General features: G+C 33.5%; 11 protein-coding genes. 2 read left to right on the top strand and 9 right to left on the bottom strand.

Annotation, left to right across the window (positions count from 1 at the left end; genetic code table 11):
• Positions 1–96 precede the first annotated feature (96 nt).
• The 3 genes from map to LPB89_RS01565 form a co-directional block, all read right to left on the bottom strand.
• A complete protein-coding gene (gene map, locus LPB89_RS01575; protein WP_230699972.1) occupies positions 97–861 on the bottom strand; it encodes a type I methionyl aminopeptidase in 765 nt (254 codons plus the stop codon).
• Positions 862–901: 40 nt separating this feature from the next.
• Complete coding sequence (locus LPB89_RS01570) at positions 902–1,264, bottom strand: ketosteroid isomerase (RefSeq protein ID WP_230699971.1); 363 nt, start codon at positions 1,262–1,264, stop codon at positions 902–904.
• Positions 1,265–1,394: 130 nt separating this feature from the next.
• Positions 1,395–1,868, bottom strand: a complete 474-nt coding sequence (locus LPB89_RS01565; RefSeq protein WP_230699970.1) for a YcxB family protein — start codon at positions 1,866–1,868, stop codon at positions 1,395–1,397.
• Between the two features lie 274 nt (positions 1,869–2,142).
• Here LPB89_RS01565 and LPB89_RS01560 point away from each other — a divergent pair, with 274 nt between their 5' ends.
• Positions 2,143–2,424: a hypothetical protein gene (locus LPB89_RS01560; protein ID WP_370635436.1), complete on the top strand. Its 282-nt coding sequence runs from the start codon at positions 2,143–2,145 to the stop codon at positions 2,422–2,424.
• A gap of 819 nt (positions 2,425–3,243) precedes the next feature.
• On the opposite strand, the gene LPB89_RS01555 is transcribed toward LPB89_RS01560, so the two are convergent.
• The 4 genes from LPB89_RS01555 to LPB89_RS01540 all read right to left on the bottom strand — a co-directional run bounded on the left by LPB89_RS01555 (position 3,244) and on the right by LPB89_RS01540 (position 14,511).
• A complete protein-coding gene (locus tag LPB89_RS01555) occupies positions 3,244–6,936 on the bottom strand; it encodes a YecA family protein (protein WP_230699969.1) in 3,693 nt (1,230 codons plus the stop codon).
• Positions 6,937–7,308: 372 nt separating this feature from the next.
• Positions 7,309–12,156: a RecQ family ATP-dependent DNA helicase gene (locus LPB89_RS01550; protein WP_230700540.1), complete on the bottom strand. Its 4,848-nt coding sequence runs from the start codon at positions 12,154–12,156 to the stop codon at positions 7,309–7,311.
• A gap of 201 nt (positions 12,157–12,357) precedes the next feature.
• Positions 12,358–13,344, bottom strand: a complete 987-nt coding sequence (locus tag LPB89_RS01545) for a hypothetical protein (RefSeq protein ID WP_230699968.1) — start codon at positions 13,342–13,344, stop codon at positions 12,358–12,360.
• Positions 13,345–13,605: 261 nt separating this feature from the next.
• A complete protein-coding gene (locus tag LPB89_RS01540; protein ID WP_230699967.1) occupies positions 13,606–14,511 on the bottom strand; it encodes a hypothetical protein in 906 nt (301 codons plus the stop codon).
• A 392-nt stretch (positions 14,512–14,903) separates the two neighbouring features.
• Here LPB89_RS01540 and LPB89_RS01535 point away from each other — a divergent pair, with 392 nt between their 5' ends.
• Positions 14,904–15,569, top strand: coding sequence for a GNAT family N-acetyltransferase (locus LPB89_RS01535; RefSeq protein WP_230699966.1), 666 nt, complete (start codon positions 14,904–14,906; stop codon positions 15,567–15,569).
• A gap of 188 nt (positions 15,570–15,757) precedes the next feature.
• Here LPB89_RS01535 and LPB89_RS01530 read toward each other — a convergent pair whose 3' ends face one another.
• Together LPB89_RS01530 and LPB89_RS01525 are read right to left on the bottom strand one after the other, a co-directional pair.
• The gene (locus LPB89_RS01530; protein WP_230699965.1) at positions 15,758–16,252 is read right to left on the bottom strand and encodes an AbiV family abortive infection protein; all 495 of its coding nucleotides are present in this window, start codon (positions 16,250–16,252) and stop codon (positions 15,758–15,760) included.
• A 29-nt stretch (positions 16,253–16,281) separates the two neighbouring features.
• Positions 16,282–17,751 (bottom strand): class I SAM-dependent DNA methyltransferase, encoded by a 1,470-nt coding sequence (locus tag LPB89_RS01525; RefSeq protein WP_230699964.1) that lies wholly within the window; start codon positions 17,749–17,751, stop codon positions 16,282–16,284.
• Between the last annotated feature and the right edge of the window lie 3 nt (positions 17,752–17,754).

The raw sequence follows: 17,754 nt of genomic DNA, 5'->3' as shown, positions 1-17,754 counted from the left end.
ATCACTTTGCGAACCTTTGCGTAAATCATAGCGCTCTTTGCGGTTAAATCTTTACTACCCAGCTTTGGAATTTGGCATTTTTAAAACATTTGAAATTTAATTCCAGATTTCATTCATGGCCGTTAGTATAATCGGTTTGCCGTCGGTAACTACAATTGTGTGTTCGTGTTGTGCCATAAAACCGCCTTTGTTCCCGACCATCGTCCAGCCGTCCTGCAGCGTTTCGGCATAGGTTGAGGTGGTGGCAATGAAAGTCTCTATCGCAACCACCGAATTTTTCTTAAATCGGGTCAGGTTAAATTTGTCCCTGTAATTCGCTATTTCGTGCGGGGCTTCGTGAAGGCTTCTTCCGATACCGTGGCCGGTTAGGTTTTTAATCACCTTGTAGCCTCTTTTTTTGGCTTCGGTTTCCATGATAAAACCGATGTCCGAAATGCGGACACCGCCTTTTATATTGTGTATGGCTTTGTGTAAAATTTGTTTCGAAGCCTCAATCAGTTTTTCGTGCTGGTTGACATCGGCACCAATCACAAACGAGCCTCCGTTATCGGACCAAAATCCGCCCAATTCTGCCGAAACATCAATATTAATCAGATCCCCTTCGGCCAATATTTTTTTTTCGGATGGAATGCCGTGACAAAATTCATTGTTCACACTGATGCACGTCCATCCCGGAAAACCGTACGTTAAATATGGAGCCGATTTAGCGCCCATTTCATTAAGGATTTGTCCGCCATAATCGTCTAATTCTTTGGTAGACATTCCCAGTTTGGCAAATTCTCTCATTTTTTTTAAAGTGAAAGCAACAGCGTCACTGGCTTTTTGCATTCCAACTAATTCTGATTCTGTTGTAATTGACATGATTCCTTTTTTTAAAATAAAGTATGCAAAGATAAAAGTTCTATTGCTCTTCTACCAATTCAATATCCATTGTATTGATGAGGTTGTCTTCGAAAGTATAAATATGCTTAACGCTTCCGTCAAACATAAGTTTATCTTCCAGATCTTTTACAATTTGATGCACCACAACTTCAAGGCTTCCGTTTGGTCTTTCGTTAAATTCAGTTGGATATACTTTCGGATTAATTTCTTTCCATTGTCTGGTCCAGTAGGCGTTTATTTCGTCATGACCGCTAATGTAGCCGCCTTCCCAGGCCTTTGACCATTGTACATTAGGCTGCATGGTTTCAAGAGCGGCCTGTATGTTCCTGTCGTTAAAAGCTCCGTAAGCCTTTTCGATTACTTTTTGAAATTCTGTTGCCATAATTTTTGATTAAGAGTTTTTATTTCCCGAAGAATCCTGATAAAAGTTTAAAGATATTTATAATAAATGAATTGCCTCCAGTTTTAACTGGAGGTTATGTATGCTCGAAAAGAAAGGCTTTAGCCGAAATTTATTTATTTTTAATCTTCAAAAACACTTCCTTTCTAAACCAATTTTCATCTTCTTGAGTTTCAAAAACTCGTTTTGGAAAATAGAAACATTGACTTTTTGAAATATATAAAAGATAAAGACCTTTTAGTTCTAAAGCTTTTATGAAGCTCCCTATGGCAATTGTACCTTCAGAGACTTCTCCCATGTTAGAAATAATTTTGTCCGTGAAAATTTCATATTGTGTTTCTTTAAAAAAAATCTCGTTTTCCTTTGAATTTGCAAATCTCCAATATTGAAATAATGTTACTAGCGGTAAAAGAAACCCAAAGGCAATCATAAAAATATCGGAAGAATCTTTCTGATCCTTAAATAAGATTGCCACAGAAAGGAACAATATAAAAGAATACAGCCACCATCGTTTTTTTAATAAAATTCTAATAAGAAAAGATAAATATTCTTTTTTCGTGAGATGGAATTTTTTGGTTTTAATCATTTGATGTTAGTGAAAATTAGATTTAGGGTTTTATAACTAAAGAAAAAAATAAGAAAAACTACCGCCGCTAATACAATATTGATAACTCTATTTTTGAGACTTTGACATTTGCATTATCTGAGGATAATTTGTTATTTATAAACAAATCTAATAATAAATGTATAGCCTCCAGTTTTAACTGGAGGTTTTTTGTGTTTGAAAGTGAAAGGCTTTAGCCGAAATCAATTTTGCATACGAAAAAAATAATTAGAGTTGCACTCATATATGCGTCCAAATGAAAGAAAATTCTCTTGATTTTTGCAATGATTTAAATTGTAAAATTATGACTACAGAAAACCTTTCAAAAGAAGTTGACAAACGACTAACTGAATTTTTTAGCAACACGATTGATCCGAAAGATATGGCAAAAACCATACGGCAAGTCAATTATACGCTTTCTCTATGTACAATGAGTGGATGCGAAACCGTACAACCTGAACTAAACCATCTTGAAAGTAATTTTTACTGGCTGCATAGATTAGCGGAAGTTTTAGATCCTTATCTGGAGGTGGAGTGAGCAAGGTCTGAAGGATACGGAAAACCGTAAAACAAAATCATCGTTATAAATTAGTTTTGGATTATTAATCAAAACCACAACTAAGATGAAATGCAGCAACTGCGGAAAAAAGACATCGTTTATTGGTAAAGTCTGCCACTGGTGCAATAACGACAAATCAAAAGATCAGAAAACCAACTGCGTCATGCTGATTATATCCATAATTATAGTTGTTATTATCTGGACGTGGTTTTGAAAATCGCTTGTCATTCCGAGGAACGAAGGAATCTCATCCAGTATTCGACAACAGTGTGTGCTCAGCGCATGCGATTCCTTCGTTCCTCGGAATGACAAACTGTGTTAAAACAAAAAAGCTTCTGATTTCTCAGAAGCTTTTTTTCAGTGCACCTTATAGTACAAAACTCGAGCCATTTGCTAGAAGATTTGAGGCTTTTGAGTGAGATGCTTTAGAAAAGAGCCGATTAAAGGTATCTAAAATTGATAAGCATTGCTCATAAATTAGTTTTGAGTCTATCTAAAAAGTATGTTTGATGATGTAAGATTTCATTATTATCGAGTGTAATATTTTTCGTTTTAAAATCAAATAATATGGGATTTCTCCCATACATATAAAAGATTTATTAGCAAAAAATGAGAGAATAATCTATTTTTCTTGTATCGGTTGGATCATTGAATAAATTGTAAATGAAACCTTGAATTTCTTCAGGGAAAACCAACTAATGAAATAAAGATTGAACTAAGTATGTTTGATTGCAGTTCAAAATCATTGCTGTATTCCAAGAAGTTCATACTTTCTGCTTTCCATATAATGTCTTTTGGTTAATCAAAAAGTTTTTCACGTTTAATTTCTTGAAATGAATAAATTGGAATTTCTATGTCATGTAAATATTTCACTGGCAATTGATATGATGAAATTACAATTGGAGAAACAGTATATCCTTTTAAATCTATATTTACTTTTTCAGAAAGTTGCTCTAAATTATTAGATATAAATTCACCTCTTTTAATATGCTTTGGCAATTGCTTTTCAAGATAGTTTTTAGAATCAAAATGAAAATCATACATAACTTTAGCCTGCTTGGTATTTTTGCATTCAATCAAATAAACCATTTTTTTGTTGCTATCAATAGTTAAAATATCAATGTCGCCATAGTCTCTGTCAGCATTAGGGAAAACACTTCTTCTGATTCTAATTTCATTTTCTATAACTTGCAGTGGGGTGTTTTTAAACCACTTTAAAACTTTATTTCTAAATTCCTTTGATTTTATATTTAATCGCTCATTTATGAGTGTTGCTATATTTGGGTGTCTAACTTCATCAACCTTTAATGTTCCATTATAAAATATTGCCTTTAAGTTATCTGAAGCCATTATCAAGTGTCTTGCACTCCATATAAGGACCTCAGAATCTCCTTGTTTTAATCTTATTATTGGTCTCCGAATGTAGGATAGTTTTCTGTTAAATCGCCAAATCCACGTTTCTTTAGCATGAAGTCCTTCTGGCACATTTTCTATCTTACCTCTAGATTCTAATTGAGTAAAAGATAGAAATGCTTGTATTTCTGCCTTTGAAAGATTTGAATTTGACATTACTAAATCTATGAATTCATTTTCGGTACAATACCACCAAGAACTTTCCTTCGAAAAGCAGTAACCTGCCATGAACTCTGCAATCATGCCAATTTGATAAAAGTCTATTCCTAAATCTGTTTGAAACACATTTGTAATTTTGTCGTAGTAAGCTTCTTTTTCTATATCAATTTCGGAATTTTGGTCATCATTTTGAAAATGACTATCGAAATCTTCGTTAATACCTTGAATCTCATCTAAGATTATTGAATCTTTGTAACCTGCCAAAATTGTGTCGTGAAAATCATGATTCATCCCTAATCGCCCTGATGGAAGCAATCCCATTTCGGGATTATCTATCCCTAACGCAATACTATCTCTGGTAGTTCCATAAAAGATGATCTCATTAATTAAAGCCAATAAAAAATCAACATCATCAATATTTACTTTTTTGTTGCCTGCAGGAGATTCTGCTACGACATATTCTATTAAACTTCTTAAAGAATGTGAAGCTTTTACCACATTGTTGTAATCTTCGCTATATTCCTTAATTACATCTTGATACTTTTCAAAGCATTTTATTCTCGCTGGCAAATCTAAGTCCCAGTTACTAGAGCTTTGGATAATAGCTTCATGTCTTAACATTAAATCGACAAGAAGTTCTTTTGCATTATAATTATTTAAACATTCCTTTAACTTATTCGTCAATGTATTTATCAATTCACTTAAGAAAGGAACTTTATCGACAGCATTAATTTTTTCAGGAACTTGATATGAAAGATTCATCCATTTAATTTGACTCTCAAGCACAACCGAGACATCAGCATCTTGTATATATCTTGGTTTAGGAATATATCTATCATATCTTTTGAAGTCATTTGCTTTATGAGAAGTTAGCAGCATTTTTTTACTGTTGAGAGGCATTTGAGAAGCTAAGAATCTCTCTCTTTCTTCTTGACTAAATTCTCTCAGTCCATAACCATGCTGTAAAACAATGAATGATTTTAAAATAGTATCCATTAAAATTTGTTCCCCATAATTATCCTTTCGATGTAAAGCGGAAAATATTTCAATAGGTATTTTTAGTTTTATTTTTCTTAAGTACGTATCAGCTTCATATTTTACATTAATCTTTACGCCCTTTTCAATCTCAAATCCTGATATCAGAAAAGATTTTAGTCTTTCATCAAATGACAATATAAATTCAATTGGTAGATTGCCCAGATTTGCCAAGTATGGACTCAAAGTCTCGGCAAATTCATTTAGCCAATAAATCATAGATTCAATAAAATTGCTGCCTACTATCCCAACACTCTCATCATAGCTAAACCAAATCGGAAAAGAATAAACTTCTAAAACTTTGCGTAATTTTCTGTTGAATATTTCTTCAGACGTATAAATTGGCGCATAATCTTTTGTTTTAATCACTGGTAGGTGCCTAAGTTTAACTTCCGAATTATCTCCGATTTTATTTTCAACTTGCATTACAAAATGCTTATCACTTTTTTGTGCAGATTCGGCAATTATTTTCGCTTGAGTACTAAAATCAAAACTCACCATGTTAGGGGCTGGATCATCTGTTGGAAAAAATGAGTCATGATTTCTTTTATACCATTGAAAATATGCTAATATCGAAAATATAGGCATCATTTTTAGATTAGCTTTATCTGCTCTTTCTTCAGCTTTGGCATATTTCCATAAAGTTAATTCGTCTGGTTTCCAATGATTGTAAATGCGCTCAAAGTCAAAAAAACTAAATGCAATTTGGTACTTGGTTTCTTTTAGATACTCAATGGGATAAGTATGGATTTCATCTATTTCATAATGTGCGAATATAGTTACTGAAAGAAATTCGGTTTCTTCGTTATTGATCCTCTTTTTAGCTAAAGCTATAGTTGAATCTGCCCTTTTTTTTATATCATCATCCTGATGTTTTGAAATAAATCTAACGTAGGCATATTTGTTGGCATCCATCTGCCACAATGATTCATAGTTTTTCAATTCCACACCCAAATCAACACTTTCCCACATAACATTGAGATATTTATGCGACTCATTTAAAACCATTTTTTCATAGCATGAATTTAAAACTTCAATCTGGTCTTTCGATTCTATTTGCTTTCTAATAAAAAGGTTTAGACTGTACATTTGCGCAGAAGGCAATGCTAAATAAAATTTATCTTCAAACTTAAAAAAGGGCTTTTTTACTAATACTGTATCTTCCCCTTTGTTTTTAATCAGTTCCTGTTGGGTGGTTACAAAATGCTGTATGACATCTTCCTCAATATGCAGTCTTTTATAAATTTCCTCAATATCTTCTCTTGTAAACTCAAACAAACCTTTATGAATATTAACGAAGCTACTTTCTGGAAAATAAATTTCACCTCTCCAATCATCTTCAAATAGATATCTTTTAAGCCCTATCCGCTCAGCAATCATGTTGTGAATAAACAGCATAAAATATGCTCCGTCACGAATTGTTAGTTTCAATTCTTCAGATAAATCATTTTCCCAAGCAAATATTGAATTTAAGAGTAATTGGTTAATTGGTGTGCTATCTTTAGCTATTCCGGGAAATACAATATTATTGCCATTGAAAAACATAAAATTTTCCGTCCCACATGATTCAGCAGGGTCTTCTCTATAATCATCAGGATAGTCTTTGCCAATTAATCGCTTTACAGAATTATAATCTATTTCTTTACCACCTGTTTCAAAGTTTGAGCAAATTAAATCTTGAATGCTTTCCAATCTGATGAGTTTGGATTGGTTTATCGGTAATAACTGAATTAAAGAAATCATCTTCAATAATTCAGAAGCATCATGTGTTTTGAGGTAGTTTTGAAAAGTATCTGTCGAAAATGTCGTATCTGAATTTATACAACACTTTTTATATTTTTGACCACTTCCACATGGACATAAATCATTTCTTCCAATCTTCATTTTGATTGTATTAGTTAGCTCATAAATTTACAATAAAAATGATGTTGCTAACTGAAAACAATTAAGATTCAATTACATTACAAATTGTTTAGAAATTGGAAATAGGGTAAAATGGGCATTTTACTAAAACAAAAAAAAGCTTATTCGCTTTTAAATAAAGTAAATAAGCTCTTAGAGTTGTACACCAGATATTGCAAAACTCAAACCATTTGCTGGAAGATTTGAAGCTTTTGAGCGAGATAACTATATAATATTTAAAAGTAAGGTCGGAAAGGTAAATACTGGATTTTTTGCGGAAGATTTGTAAAAAAATAGATGTTGGGGGGCATCATTTTTAATTTGGCTAGCATTATTAATCCTTAGTGCTATATTTTACTTATACTCAATAGCTTCAAAATAAAGCTCAGGTAAAATTATTTTGATTTCGTGCGAAGTTCCTTCCTTAAGCCAGTACAATATGAAATTCACATTCGCACTTCTCAATTTATAATGTTTTGACTCCATTTCCTCAATTTTCTTAATGAGTAGCTTTGAAAATTTCAACACAGATTGCCCATTTGAATTTAAGCACTCATCACCCTTAATATATAATATTTCTCCACAGACCAGTTGGGAAACTAAAACCTGTTTGTTGATGAAATAGTCTAACCAGATATCTTTCAGGGTTGCATGTATAGCAATTTTATCAGGTGTATTGTAAGTTTCAAAATCGTCGATTTGTTCAAGATTTTCCGCTGCTAAATGATTGAGATAGTCTGCGTTTAGATGCACATATAGATTGCGTTTTGCTCTTGTCATTGCTACATACAGTTGTCGCTTAGCTTCATCTGTAGCTATATTAAAGTGCTCAAGTAAAAGGAATATATTGTCAAACTCTTTACCCTTGGCTTTATGAATAGTCGACACAAAAATTGTTTCGCCATTTTCATTATAAAAATCCTCCAGTTTAGATTCTCGGATCAAAACTTCTAAATCAGATTTATACTTTTTGTAAGGATTAGTGGTTTCAAAATCTTTGATGATGTTCAGGCAGATTTCTAATTTATTGCTGTTACGGAAGGTGTTGAGTAGCTCTCGTTTAGCATTGTCCCAAACCTCATCACTGATTGTGTAAATATCAGCTCCCAAATCTACTTTATCCAGTAAAAACCGGACTTCAACAAGATTATACAAACTAAAACCGTCATTAGATTGTATCAGTTTTGCCTTAATGCCATTCTTTAAAAGCAGTCCAGCAACTTTGATAGCCTCCTCGTTCGTTTTTGTGAGTACACACGTGGTTCCAGAAAGATCTGCGTTAGCTATATCAGTTACAAGAGGCGTAATCAGATTATTGCTTTGATGCCTAACAACCTTGATCTTTCCATTATCAGTTTGATTAGCAATAATCGGTGTTTCTTTTAACCTGTGATGAATTTGTCGGACAAATTGATTTGAAAATGTAACCAGATTGCTTTTACTACGGTAATTTTCAACCAATTCATGTTTTATGGCCTTGTTGTCATAAATGAACTGTTCAAGATATTTAGAACTCGCGCCCCTAAATTCATAAATATTTTGATCATCATCTCCCACAGCAATAACCCTCATTTCTTCATTCTGCTCCATTAATGCGTTAATAAGAGCGAACTCGTCTGCATTCATATCCTGGGCTTCGTCAATAACTAAAACGGTCTTTGTAATTTTACTGGTCTCAACATCGCCATTTTTAATTCTTTCAACCGTAGTGTTTAAAATATCTGTCGATTTTTCTAAAGTGCCGACCTTACCCAAAAGATCAAAACAGTAAGAATGAAATGTCTTAATCTCAATAAAGTTTGCGGCATTGCCAATCAGTTTTAATAAACGCTTTTTAAATTCGGTAGCAGCCAACCTTGAAAATGTCAGCATTAATAGCTGCTCATGCTTAACATCCTCCATTAACAGGAGCGAAGCCAGTTTATGGACTAACACCTTTGTTTTTCCACTGCCTGGACCGGCAGCAACAACTATATGCTGTGTTTCGTTATCATTAATAATTTTCAACTGTGTAGGGGACAGTTCCCCAAACAGTTGTCTGAATTTTGAAGGGGTAATATTTCGCTTAATCTCATTTTGTCTGCTACCTTTAAAATATTTGTTTAAGAAAGAACTATAATTGAGTTGGAAATAATCTTCCACAAACTGAAGTGCATTCCTGTAATCGGTAATCATTCTTTGGGCATATTCGCCTACTATGTGAATTTGCTGGACTTTGCTTTCGTAAAACTGGTTGAGCTTTTGATAATCTTCTTTAGTGTATTGCTTTTTATTATTTTGTTCGGTTCGCTCAATGGTTAAGCGGTTATACACGACAAGAAAACCACCTTCTATCTTTATTGCCTCAATTCGTGAAAGATAGAACAACGTATCTTCAATATCATCAATGCTTATTTCTTTTTTGAAAAGGCTGAAACTATTATCATAAGCAGCTTTTAGCTCATGTACTGAAAACTCCACCAAAATCTCATCTTTATCTTCCTGATCTTTTATAGCTTCAGTGATAGTTTTATCATAAAAAAATTCAACGATAAATTTTGCAAGCTCATGCCGTTTTTCAAGCTTATCTTTTAGTTGCTCTTTACTTTGAAGGTAGTATACAGCAATGTGATTTTTAGAATGTTCTAAGTTTTTCCTCTTAATCCAGTTTTTAATAGACCAAAAGTTAATTACTGTTTTCAGCCTATTGGTATTTACACCTTCACAACCATTTTTTTCTGCCTCCTCGTTCAATTCTTTCAAATGAAAAATACTTTCTTCTTCTTTGAAAATCGGAAGTAAAAAGTTTTCAATTTTACTGTATGTCTCTACAATGGAAAGTGAACGATTTTTATTGTCTACTTTCTTTATAAATGCGGTCAGATCCTTTGCATCTGCCAGAATATTCTCCTCACGCAGCAAGTTTATCACATTAATGACCTCTTCTTTTACAATACCCAAATGATCGCTAATATAATCTACCCTTGATTCGGCAGTTTCGTTATTGGTCTGCTTTCTGCTTTTACTTGAAAAGAGTTTTTTTATAATACGTACGCCTTGTTCTTTTTGCTTTTCTTCAAACTTTTCGGAAGTGCTTATCTTATCAATAGCTTCCTGGGCATTTTTAGATAAAATACTGTTAGCAAATACCCTGGGCATATTCTGTCCACGTTTTAAATACCCTGCGTCTTCAAGGGCTGCAATTGCGGTAGTTACACGCGTTTCTATTTCTATAACATTGTCATCCCATCCTGCCTTACGGGCGATTTCTAATGCAGAGTTGGATACTTTAGAACGAAATCGTGTAATGTCCTTTATCGCTTTCCACACCTGCTGGATTTCCTTAATGGAAAGCTTAGTCTGGTTCAGGAGAATAAAATGTTTACTTAGGTCTTCTTCGTTAAATAGTACAAAACAATCAGCTGAAATATTTTCATCCCTGCCTGCACGCCCTGCTTCCTGCACATAGTTTTCAAGTGAATCTGAGATTTCGTAATGAAGGACCAAGCCCACATCTTTCTTGTCAACCCCCATACCAAAAGCAGAGGTCGCCACCATAATTTGCGTTTCACCATTTAAAAAGGCATCCTGGTTTTCGGTCTTTTCCTGCTTATCCATTTTGCCATGGTATGGTTTTGCACTAAAACCATCATTTGCTAACCTTTCAGCAAGCAGATAAGCCTTTCTCGTTCGGGACACATAGATAATCGTTGGACAGTTTTTCTCTTCAATTAAATCCCGCGCAGTCAAATATTTTTCTTCTTCATTTTGCTTTTCAAACACCTTGTACTGAAGGTTAGTCCTTGACGCTTTTGAAGTGAAAACTTCAAGATCCAGCGATAACTTTTCACTAAAATAATCCCGTATGTCCTCAATTACCTTTTGTTTTGCCGTTGCAGTAAAGCAGGACACGGGTATGGTATCTTCAAGGCTTTTCTTTTCCTGAATTAATTTTATAAAATCACCAATATATAGATAGTCGACCCTGAAATCTTGTCCCCATGATGAAAAACAGTGTGCTTCATCAATTACAAAACGGACAACTTTCCGCCCTAAAATTAGCTTTTCGATAGTCTTTGAGCGAAGCGACTCAGGAGAAATGTATAAAATAGAAGCAGAACCATCTTCAATCCTCTCAAACGATTTGGCTCTTTCAATCGGATCTAATAGTCCGTTAATAGTAACAGCTTCAGTTATTCCGTTCTTTTCAAGGTTATCAACCTGGTCTTTCATTAGTGACTGAAGCGGAGAAATTATTATGGTCAATCCTTTTGAATTTTCAGCGCTCATAAGTGCCGGAACCTGAAATGTAATTGATTTTCCACCACCTGTTGGAAAAACAGCCAGTACCGACTTGTTATTCACAGCTGCCTTTACAGCTTTTTCCTGAAGCGGTTCACCATCATAAGTCCGGTATGAATCGAAACCAAAGAATCTTTTTAATCCTTTGTAGATGTCAAGGGCATTATTACAGTAATTACAACCGGTTATACAAGGTTTACTTCGTAACCATAGCATTATGCGCTCTACCTCAGGGAAGTTCTTTAGAACCCATGGAGGTGTAATGGAGTGAACCGTTTTATGGGTTATAAATGAATTAATCAATGCCAGGCAATAGGCCAATTCAATAGGATGTTCAGCTATCATTTTGGTTAGATCTACATATTCACAAATTTCGTTACGGAACTTTAATCTAACCAGAGCTTCTGTATTAGGGTTGATACTCCTGTAATTTACAAACTTAAAAAATGCACCAAACTCCTTTGTGGAATTTAAAAGAAGGTAAAAGATTTCTTTAAGGGGTTCATCCGCTTGCCAAAAAGCGGCAACCTCACTATAGAATAAATCTCGTGCCTTGATAGAATCGTTTAACGGGTTGTTTGTGTCTTCCGTCTGAAGTTTGTCATCCTTCAATAATGCATGGTAGGGCTTTGTGGGGAATAGTAAGGGGGATAGGTATAGAGTATCAATTATGTTTTGAGAGTTAATACCAACATCATAAATTGCCTTACCTATATATTTTATATCGTGATTTAAAATGTTATGCCCGCACACATAATCGTCGCCTTTGAGGAACTGGACAAAATCCCCTAAAGATGCTTTATGGAATTGACTGCCGTTTTGTTTAATTGCACCTATATCAAGTATTTTACCTTTGTTTGGTTCAATTTCGGTGTCAATGAATGTAATTAAACGGGTATTATTTTGTTCATCTATTAGCATTAAGCTCAACAAGATTATGGTTTTGTTTATCTATCTGGCTATAAAGTTCACAAATATTTAATAGCGAGCATGATAGTAAGCTAATTTAGCGTAATTTCTTAGTTTATTACAGTGTCTTTCAATAAATTTAATCTGACGCGATTTAATATAAAATATTGCGATAATATTTAATAAATTTCCATTTTGATGCTGGCATTTTTTCTACTCTAAAAAATAACTCAAGGTACCTATTTTGGCTAATACATCTTTTAAGTGATGAGATTTATTCCCCATATCCTCTTCATAGGTGATAGTCATCCCAACATTCAATCTTAACTGTTCTGTTTCTATATCGTCAATAGTTACTTTGATATCCTCTCTTAAAAAATAATATTGGTACGCTATCTGTTCTACTTCTGCAAGTGTTATTTCACTTATAATAGACCTATGAATAACACGGTTACGATCTTCATATAAATTAAACAACAATTTATAAACCGTGTCTGTAATAACTTCGAGGGACAATGCTGTTTTATAAATGTCTTTTTCAGATTTTTTCTTATCGTTGGATCCTTGATATATCCATTCTCGTTCAATTAGGTCATTACTATTCAGGATTTGCTTTTTTAGAATAATTCCAATGCGCAACAATGAATCAATTTGATTACCAAAAAGACAGGTTGCTTCAAAGAAAGCTTTGTTTTCGATAGCTTTGCGGATCAATAAGTCTGTTGCCCCAATACCTTGTAAAAACATTTCAAATCGATAAGACGTCAGTATCCTTTCGCGTTCGCTGTCCTCAATTAGATAAATTGACGCAATGGAACTATACACCACTTTCAATTTCTCAGATAATAAGCCTTCATCGAATCCATCTTCAGGATTTGTCGAGTAGGTATAGGTAAAATAAATATGGTCTGTACCATAGATTGTAGACCAGGATTTACTAACATATCCATCTTTAATCGTATCATTATAATTGCGACAGTCAAAGTCACCCATTTGAGTCGGCGGGAGATACCCCAATAAATCTACTAATTTTTTCTTTTCATCTTCTATTAAGGGGCTGATAGAAAATTGAAAGCAGTCTGAATCTCCTACATTATCATTTTCTTCAAAGCTGTGTACGTCTTTCTCCATTACCCAATATTTCCAGGTAGGAGGAATAGAAATTTGAAATGTACCTTTATAGTCAATTACTTTTTTCATTCAAATATTTCTGTTTGATAATCAGGCTCCCTACACTATTGATAGTTTCGCATTGACTTAATTTATAAATTCAAAAATTGAAAACGATATGGGTTTAGGCTCTTTTTTTAGTTCGTGGATATGATTTGACTACGTTTCGCGTGTATGCGAAGTTGCGGAAAAAGAGCAGAGTATTTTCAGCTAATAAAGACAAACTTAGGAAAAATAATGTTTCTGTTGCCTGAAAATCAGCAATTCATATAAATGTTGTTGAGTGAAGTTTTATGCCAAATAAGTTTCAATTTTTGTACTTATTCCTTCTAGATTTTGAATGTAGCTCTCTATTGTTGAAAAATGTTTTTCGGTAATATATTCCATATCATTAAATGCATTGTGAGCTTCATTTGCTACATCATTAATTTCGATGGCATCAATATCTTCAGGAATATACTTAAATGTTATCTCATTAATTAATGGAACTAGAAATCTTTCGTTTAAAAGGCCACGATCTTTCAAACCGCTTTCGTCCATTATTTCTTTATCTAACAATATGTTTGCTCTAAGAGTGGAATATTCTCTCATAAAAATATCAGTGTCTTCAAATCGCCATTTTTTTGTATTGTTTTCAATTATGAAATCTTTTCCCCGGCGATTACAAAGTTTGAAGTATTTAGAATATAGTACTTGCCTATAACTATAAAACCGTAATTCGAAAAAACCATATTTTTCAAGATACGCACGCACTTCGCTTCTCAAGGATTGTCTGAAATCGTACAAGCGATATAAATTAGACATTAAATCGTTTATATTTGATATAGCCTCTTCATTGCCAAATCCAACTTTTTCATACAAAGATTTTACATCAATAAATTGTAAAAAATCTACCTGAACATCTGGGTGAAAAGTCAACTTAAAATTTTTCTCTTTGTGATATTCTTCTAAGCTAATTTTTTGAGCTTTTATAGCTGCATTAAGTTGATTCAGATTATTTTTAAAAAGCTGAAAAGTTGATTTTACTAACGTTTCATTTTCCTTTTTTTTATCCCTTTTCTCTTTGCTGTAAATCCATTTCGCTATATAATATGCAAGAAAAATACTCGCTGTGCTGACAAACAATGAAAGCCAATCAAACCAGCTAGGAGAACTTTCTGAAAAACTTCCAAACTGGAAATTGAAAATTGATGCCATAGATTATCGTTTTTTAGAAATTACCGCCAATTTATATATACCCGCTACTGAATAGCGCATATCTACCTCTTGATAGATGTATATGCTCTAGTTGATCAAGCGTAAGGTTTTACAATACTACACAAAAAGAACAATATGATTGACATTTTTTAGTCAATCAAAATTTATTTTTTGAAATAGTAAAAACTAGGCTAGCAATTGTGAAATGCATTAGGAAATTAAAGTGATTGTCTTCTAGTGGTTGTACTTGTCTTTCTGTGGAATGTCAGGGAAGGCAATCGAACACCTCATACCGGTTTTGACATTTTTAGAGAGGTTGATATTGTCTGAAATATATATGTTTGTACGTTATTATCTTCGCGTACTTTTGTAGTTCTTATACTTTTAATAAAATGTACACAACAAATAAAATCTCACATGAGATTTCCGATGAGCAAACATTTCAAATTTTAAATTTAGTGGCGCAAGACGCTAATTTAATCAGCGTAAATGTTTTTCAACGACAGAGCCCCATATTTGAATATCTAATGATGCGTGAAATTATGAAAACAAGAACGTACTTAGTACGTTTAGGGGATTTTGGAGCACGAGCAACGCATCTTTTAACCACAGAATATAATGGAATAATTGTCGGCTATATTTTATATCACAGAAGTCTAACGAGTGCTAAAGATATTGCCATTATCAGTACGATAGTTGACCGTCGATATCGCAAGCAGGGCATTCTTAAAAACATGATGAATATTTTAAAAGGAGAAAATGACAGTATATCCTTGACCTGTTTTGCCAATCGAGTACCAGTTTATGAAAAATTAGGTTTTGTGGTTTTTATGCAACAAGAAACACAAATCTGTATGTACTATGGTTATACGGATGATGGAGATATAATTTCTGTCGATGATGAATATATTGACCAAATTGACGTGGTTATAAATGCAAGGAAGAAATTTCAAGATGATAACCCTGGAACATGGCAAACATTATGGAAACAACAGAGCCAAGACAATAGTGCAGAGATTCGAAATGCGGAATTATTCCTTCATAGCAGAACTAATTAAGATCGAAAATTCAAAGTAGAATCCTGTATAATCAATTATATTCCGACTGTTTAAATAATTTAATAATTGTTCGTCGTCAAGAGGAAGCGTAAATATAGGCTCTATTACATCTTTAAGAATTTTCACTATCCGATAAGATTCGTTGAATTCATTTAAAGTAAATCTTGCCGGTGTTTCCCAATTGTCAGTTACACCCAGGTAAAACCTTGGTTTTTTATTTCATTAGCGTTATCCAGCCAACTGAGAAGAAGTTTACAATCATCATCGCTTAGCGAAATCTGTTGAAAAACTTTGTTCATGTAATACCCATCAACTGAAAATTTTGTCAGTGGATCAATATTATTCACAAATCTATCAAAAAATCCAGCCTCAAAATCTTCTGCCGCTGAATCTGTTATTGACTTAAATAATTCTGCAATGTTTTTATGTTTGAATTTGTGATTTTTGAAAAGTTCTTCTTTTTCCTTGGCATCAAGAAAATTATCGTCACCGCTTAGATTTAAAAGTATCAAGGATTTTATATATTCTTCGCTTGATAATATCAATAGTGAAATTGCAATACCGTGTAAGTTTTGGTTACTTAATGTTTCCGCCGCCAGAAAGTGATTTTTTGCATTTTCTAAGGTTAGGCATGCACCATCTATGTAATCTGCTCCGCTGAACTTGAGGAAAGTGTCTTTCATTGATTACAATATTTTCAAATGTTTTTGATTTATTCGCTTAACGATTCTTTTATGGTTTTAAAATTCAAAAGTGCGCTTTCAAGGTCATTTACAATTTCATCAATTAAATCGTCAGGATCGGGCAAGTTATCTAAATCGATTAAATTTTCGTCTTTCAACCAAAAAATATCGAGATTGGTTTTTTCATTTTGCACAATTTCATCGTACTTGTACTTTCTCCAACGTCCTTCTGGATTTTCCGAACCCCAAGTTTCATTCCTTTTAATTATATCCGAAGCATTGTAGCAGTTTATAAAATCTTTTAAACTCTCAAAAGTCAAAGGATTTTTGCGCGGTGTATGATGAATGTTAGTTCGATAATCATAGAACCAAACATCGTTAGTTCCATTTTTTGCAGACGCTTTTTTCTTATCAAAAAATAACACATTAGCCTTAACTCCTTGGGCATAAAAAATGCCTGTTGGCAATCTAAGAATCGTGTGTAAATTTAATTCTTGAAGCATCTTTTGCCTGATCACTTCACCAGCACCGCCTTCAAATAAAACATTGTCTGGTAATACTACTGCGGCTCTGCCATCTTCATCTAACATCGTAACAATATGCTGCAAGAATGCAAGTTGTTTATTACTTGTCGTCACCCAAAAATCCTTTCTTAAAAAATATCCTTCTTTTTCGGCCAGCTTTTCATCTACTGTTGGCACGTCACTACTACTTTTACCAAATGGTGGATTGGCTAGAACAATTTTCACTTTATCAGACAATGTACTTTTTAGACTGTCCGTAACTTCAATTTCCGGAGTTTTCTGCAAATCGCCAATGCCGTGAAGAAACAAATTCATTAAACACAATCTTGCTGTTGAAGGAACTATTTCCCATCCGTGAAACGTCTTAAACCTTAAAAAATCAATTTCACTTTCAGTTAATTTTGAGTTGTTTTCATGGATATAGTTTAGTGCCCCTAGGAAAAATCCTCCTGTACCGCAAGATGGGTCAGCTATTTTTTCTTTAGGTAACGGTTGAATACAATTTACCATTGCTTCAATAACGGGACGTGGTGTAAAATACTGTCCTGCGCCACTACTTTCAGCATTTTTCTGCAATAAAGATTCATATATCTCACCTTTAATGTCTACCGATTCACTTATCCATTTCTCCTCGTTAATCAGATCAATTAATTTTCGTAATTTATATCTGTCGTTGATTTTATTTTGAGCACCACTAAATATTTTGGACAACATTCCGCCCGATTCGCTAAGCTTTTTTAAATTATCACTATACACACTAATTAGTAAATCATCAGCAGTGTTAAGTAAGATTTGCCAATTACAATCTTCAGGAATTTTAAAATTTTTCTTATACTGTGGATCATCATATTCATCAGCCATTTTTAAGAATAACAAGTATGTAATCTGTTCCAAGTAATCACCATAACTAACACCATCATCTCTTAAGGTGTCACAAAATGACCAAATTTTCGCAACTAATGTATTTGTAGACATAAT

Origin of the sequence: Flavobacterium sp. ENC (genome assembly GCF_020991415.1) — a bacterium.
Classification (GTDB): domain Bacteria; phylum Bacteroidota; class Bacteroidia; order Flavobacteriales; family Flavobacteriaceae; genus Flavobacterium.
The sequence above is the reverse complement of the archived record's forward strand: the minus strand, read 5'-3'. Positions and strand labels throughout refer to the sequence as shown.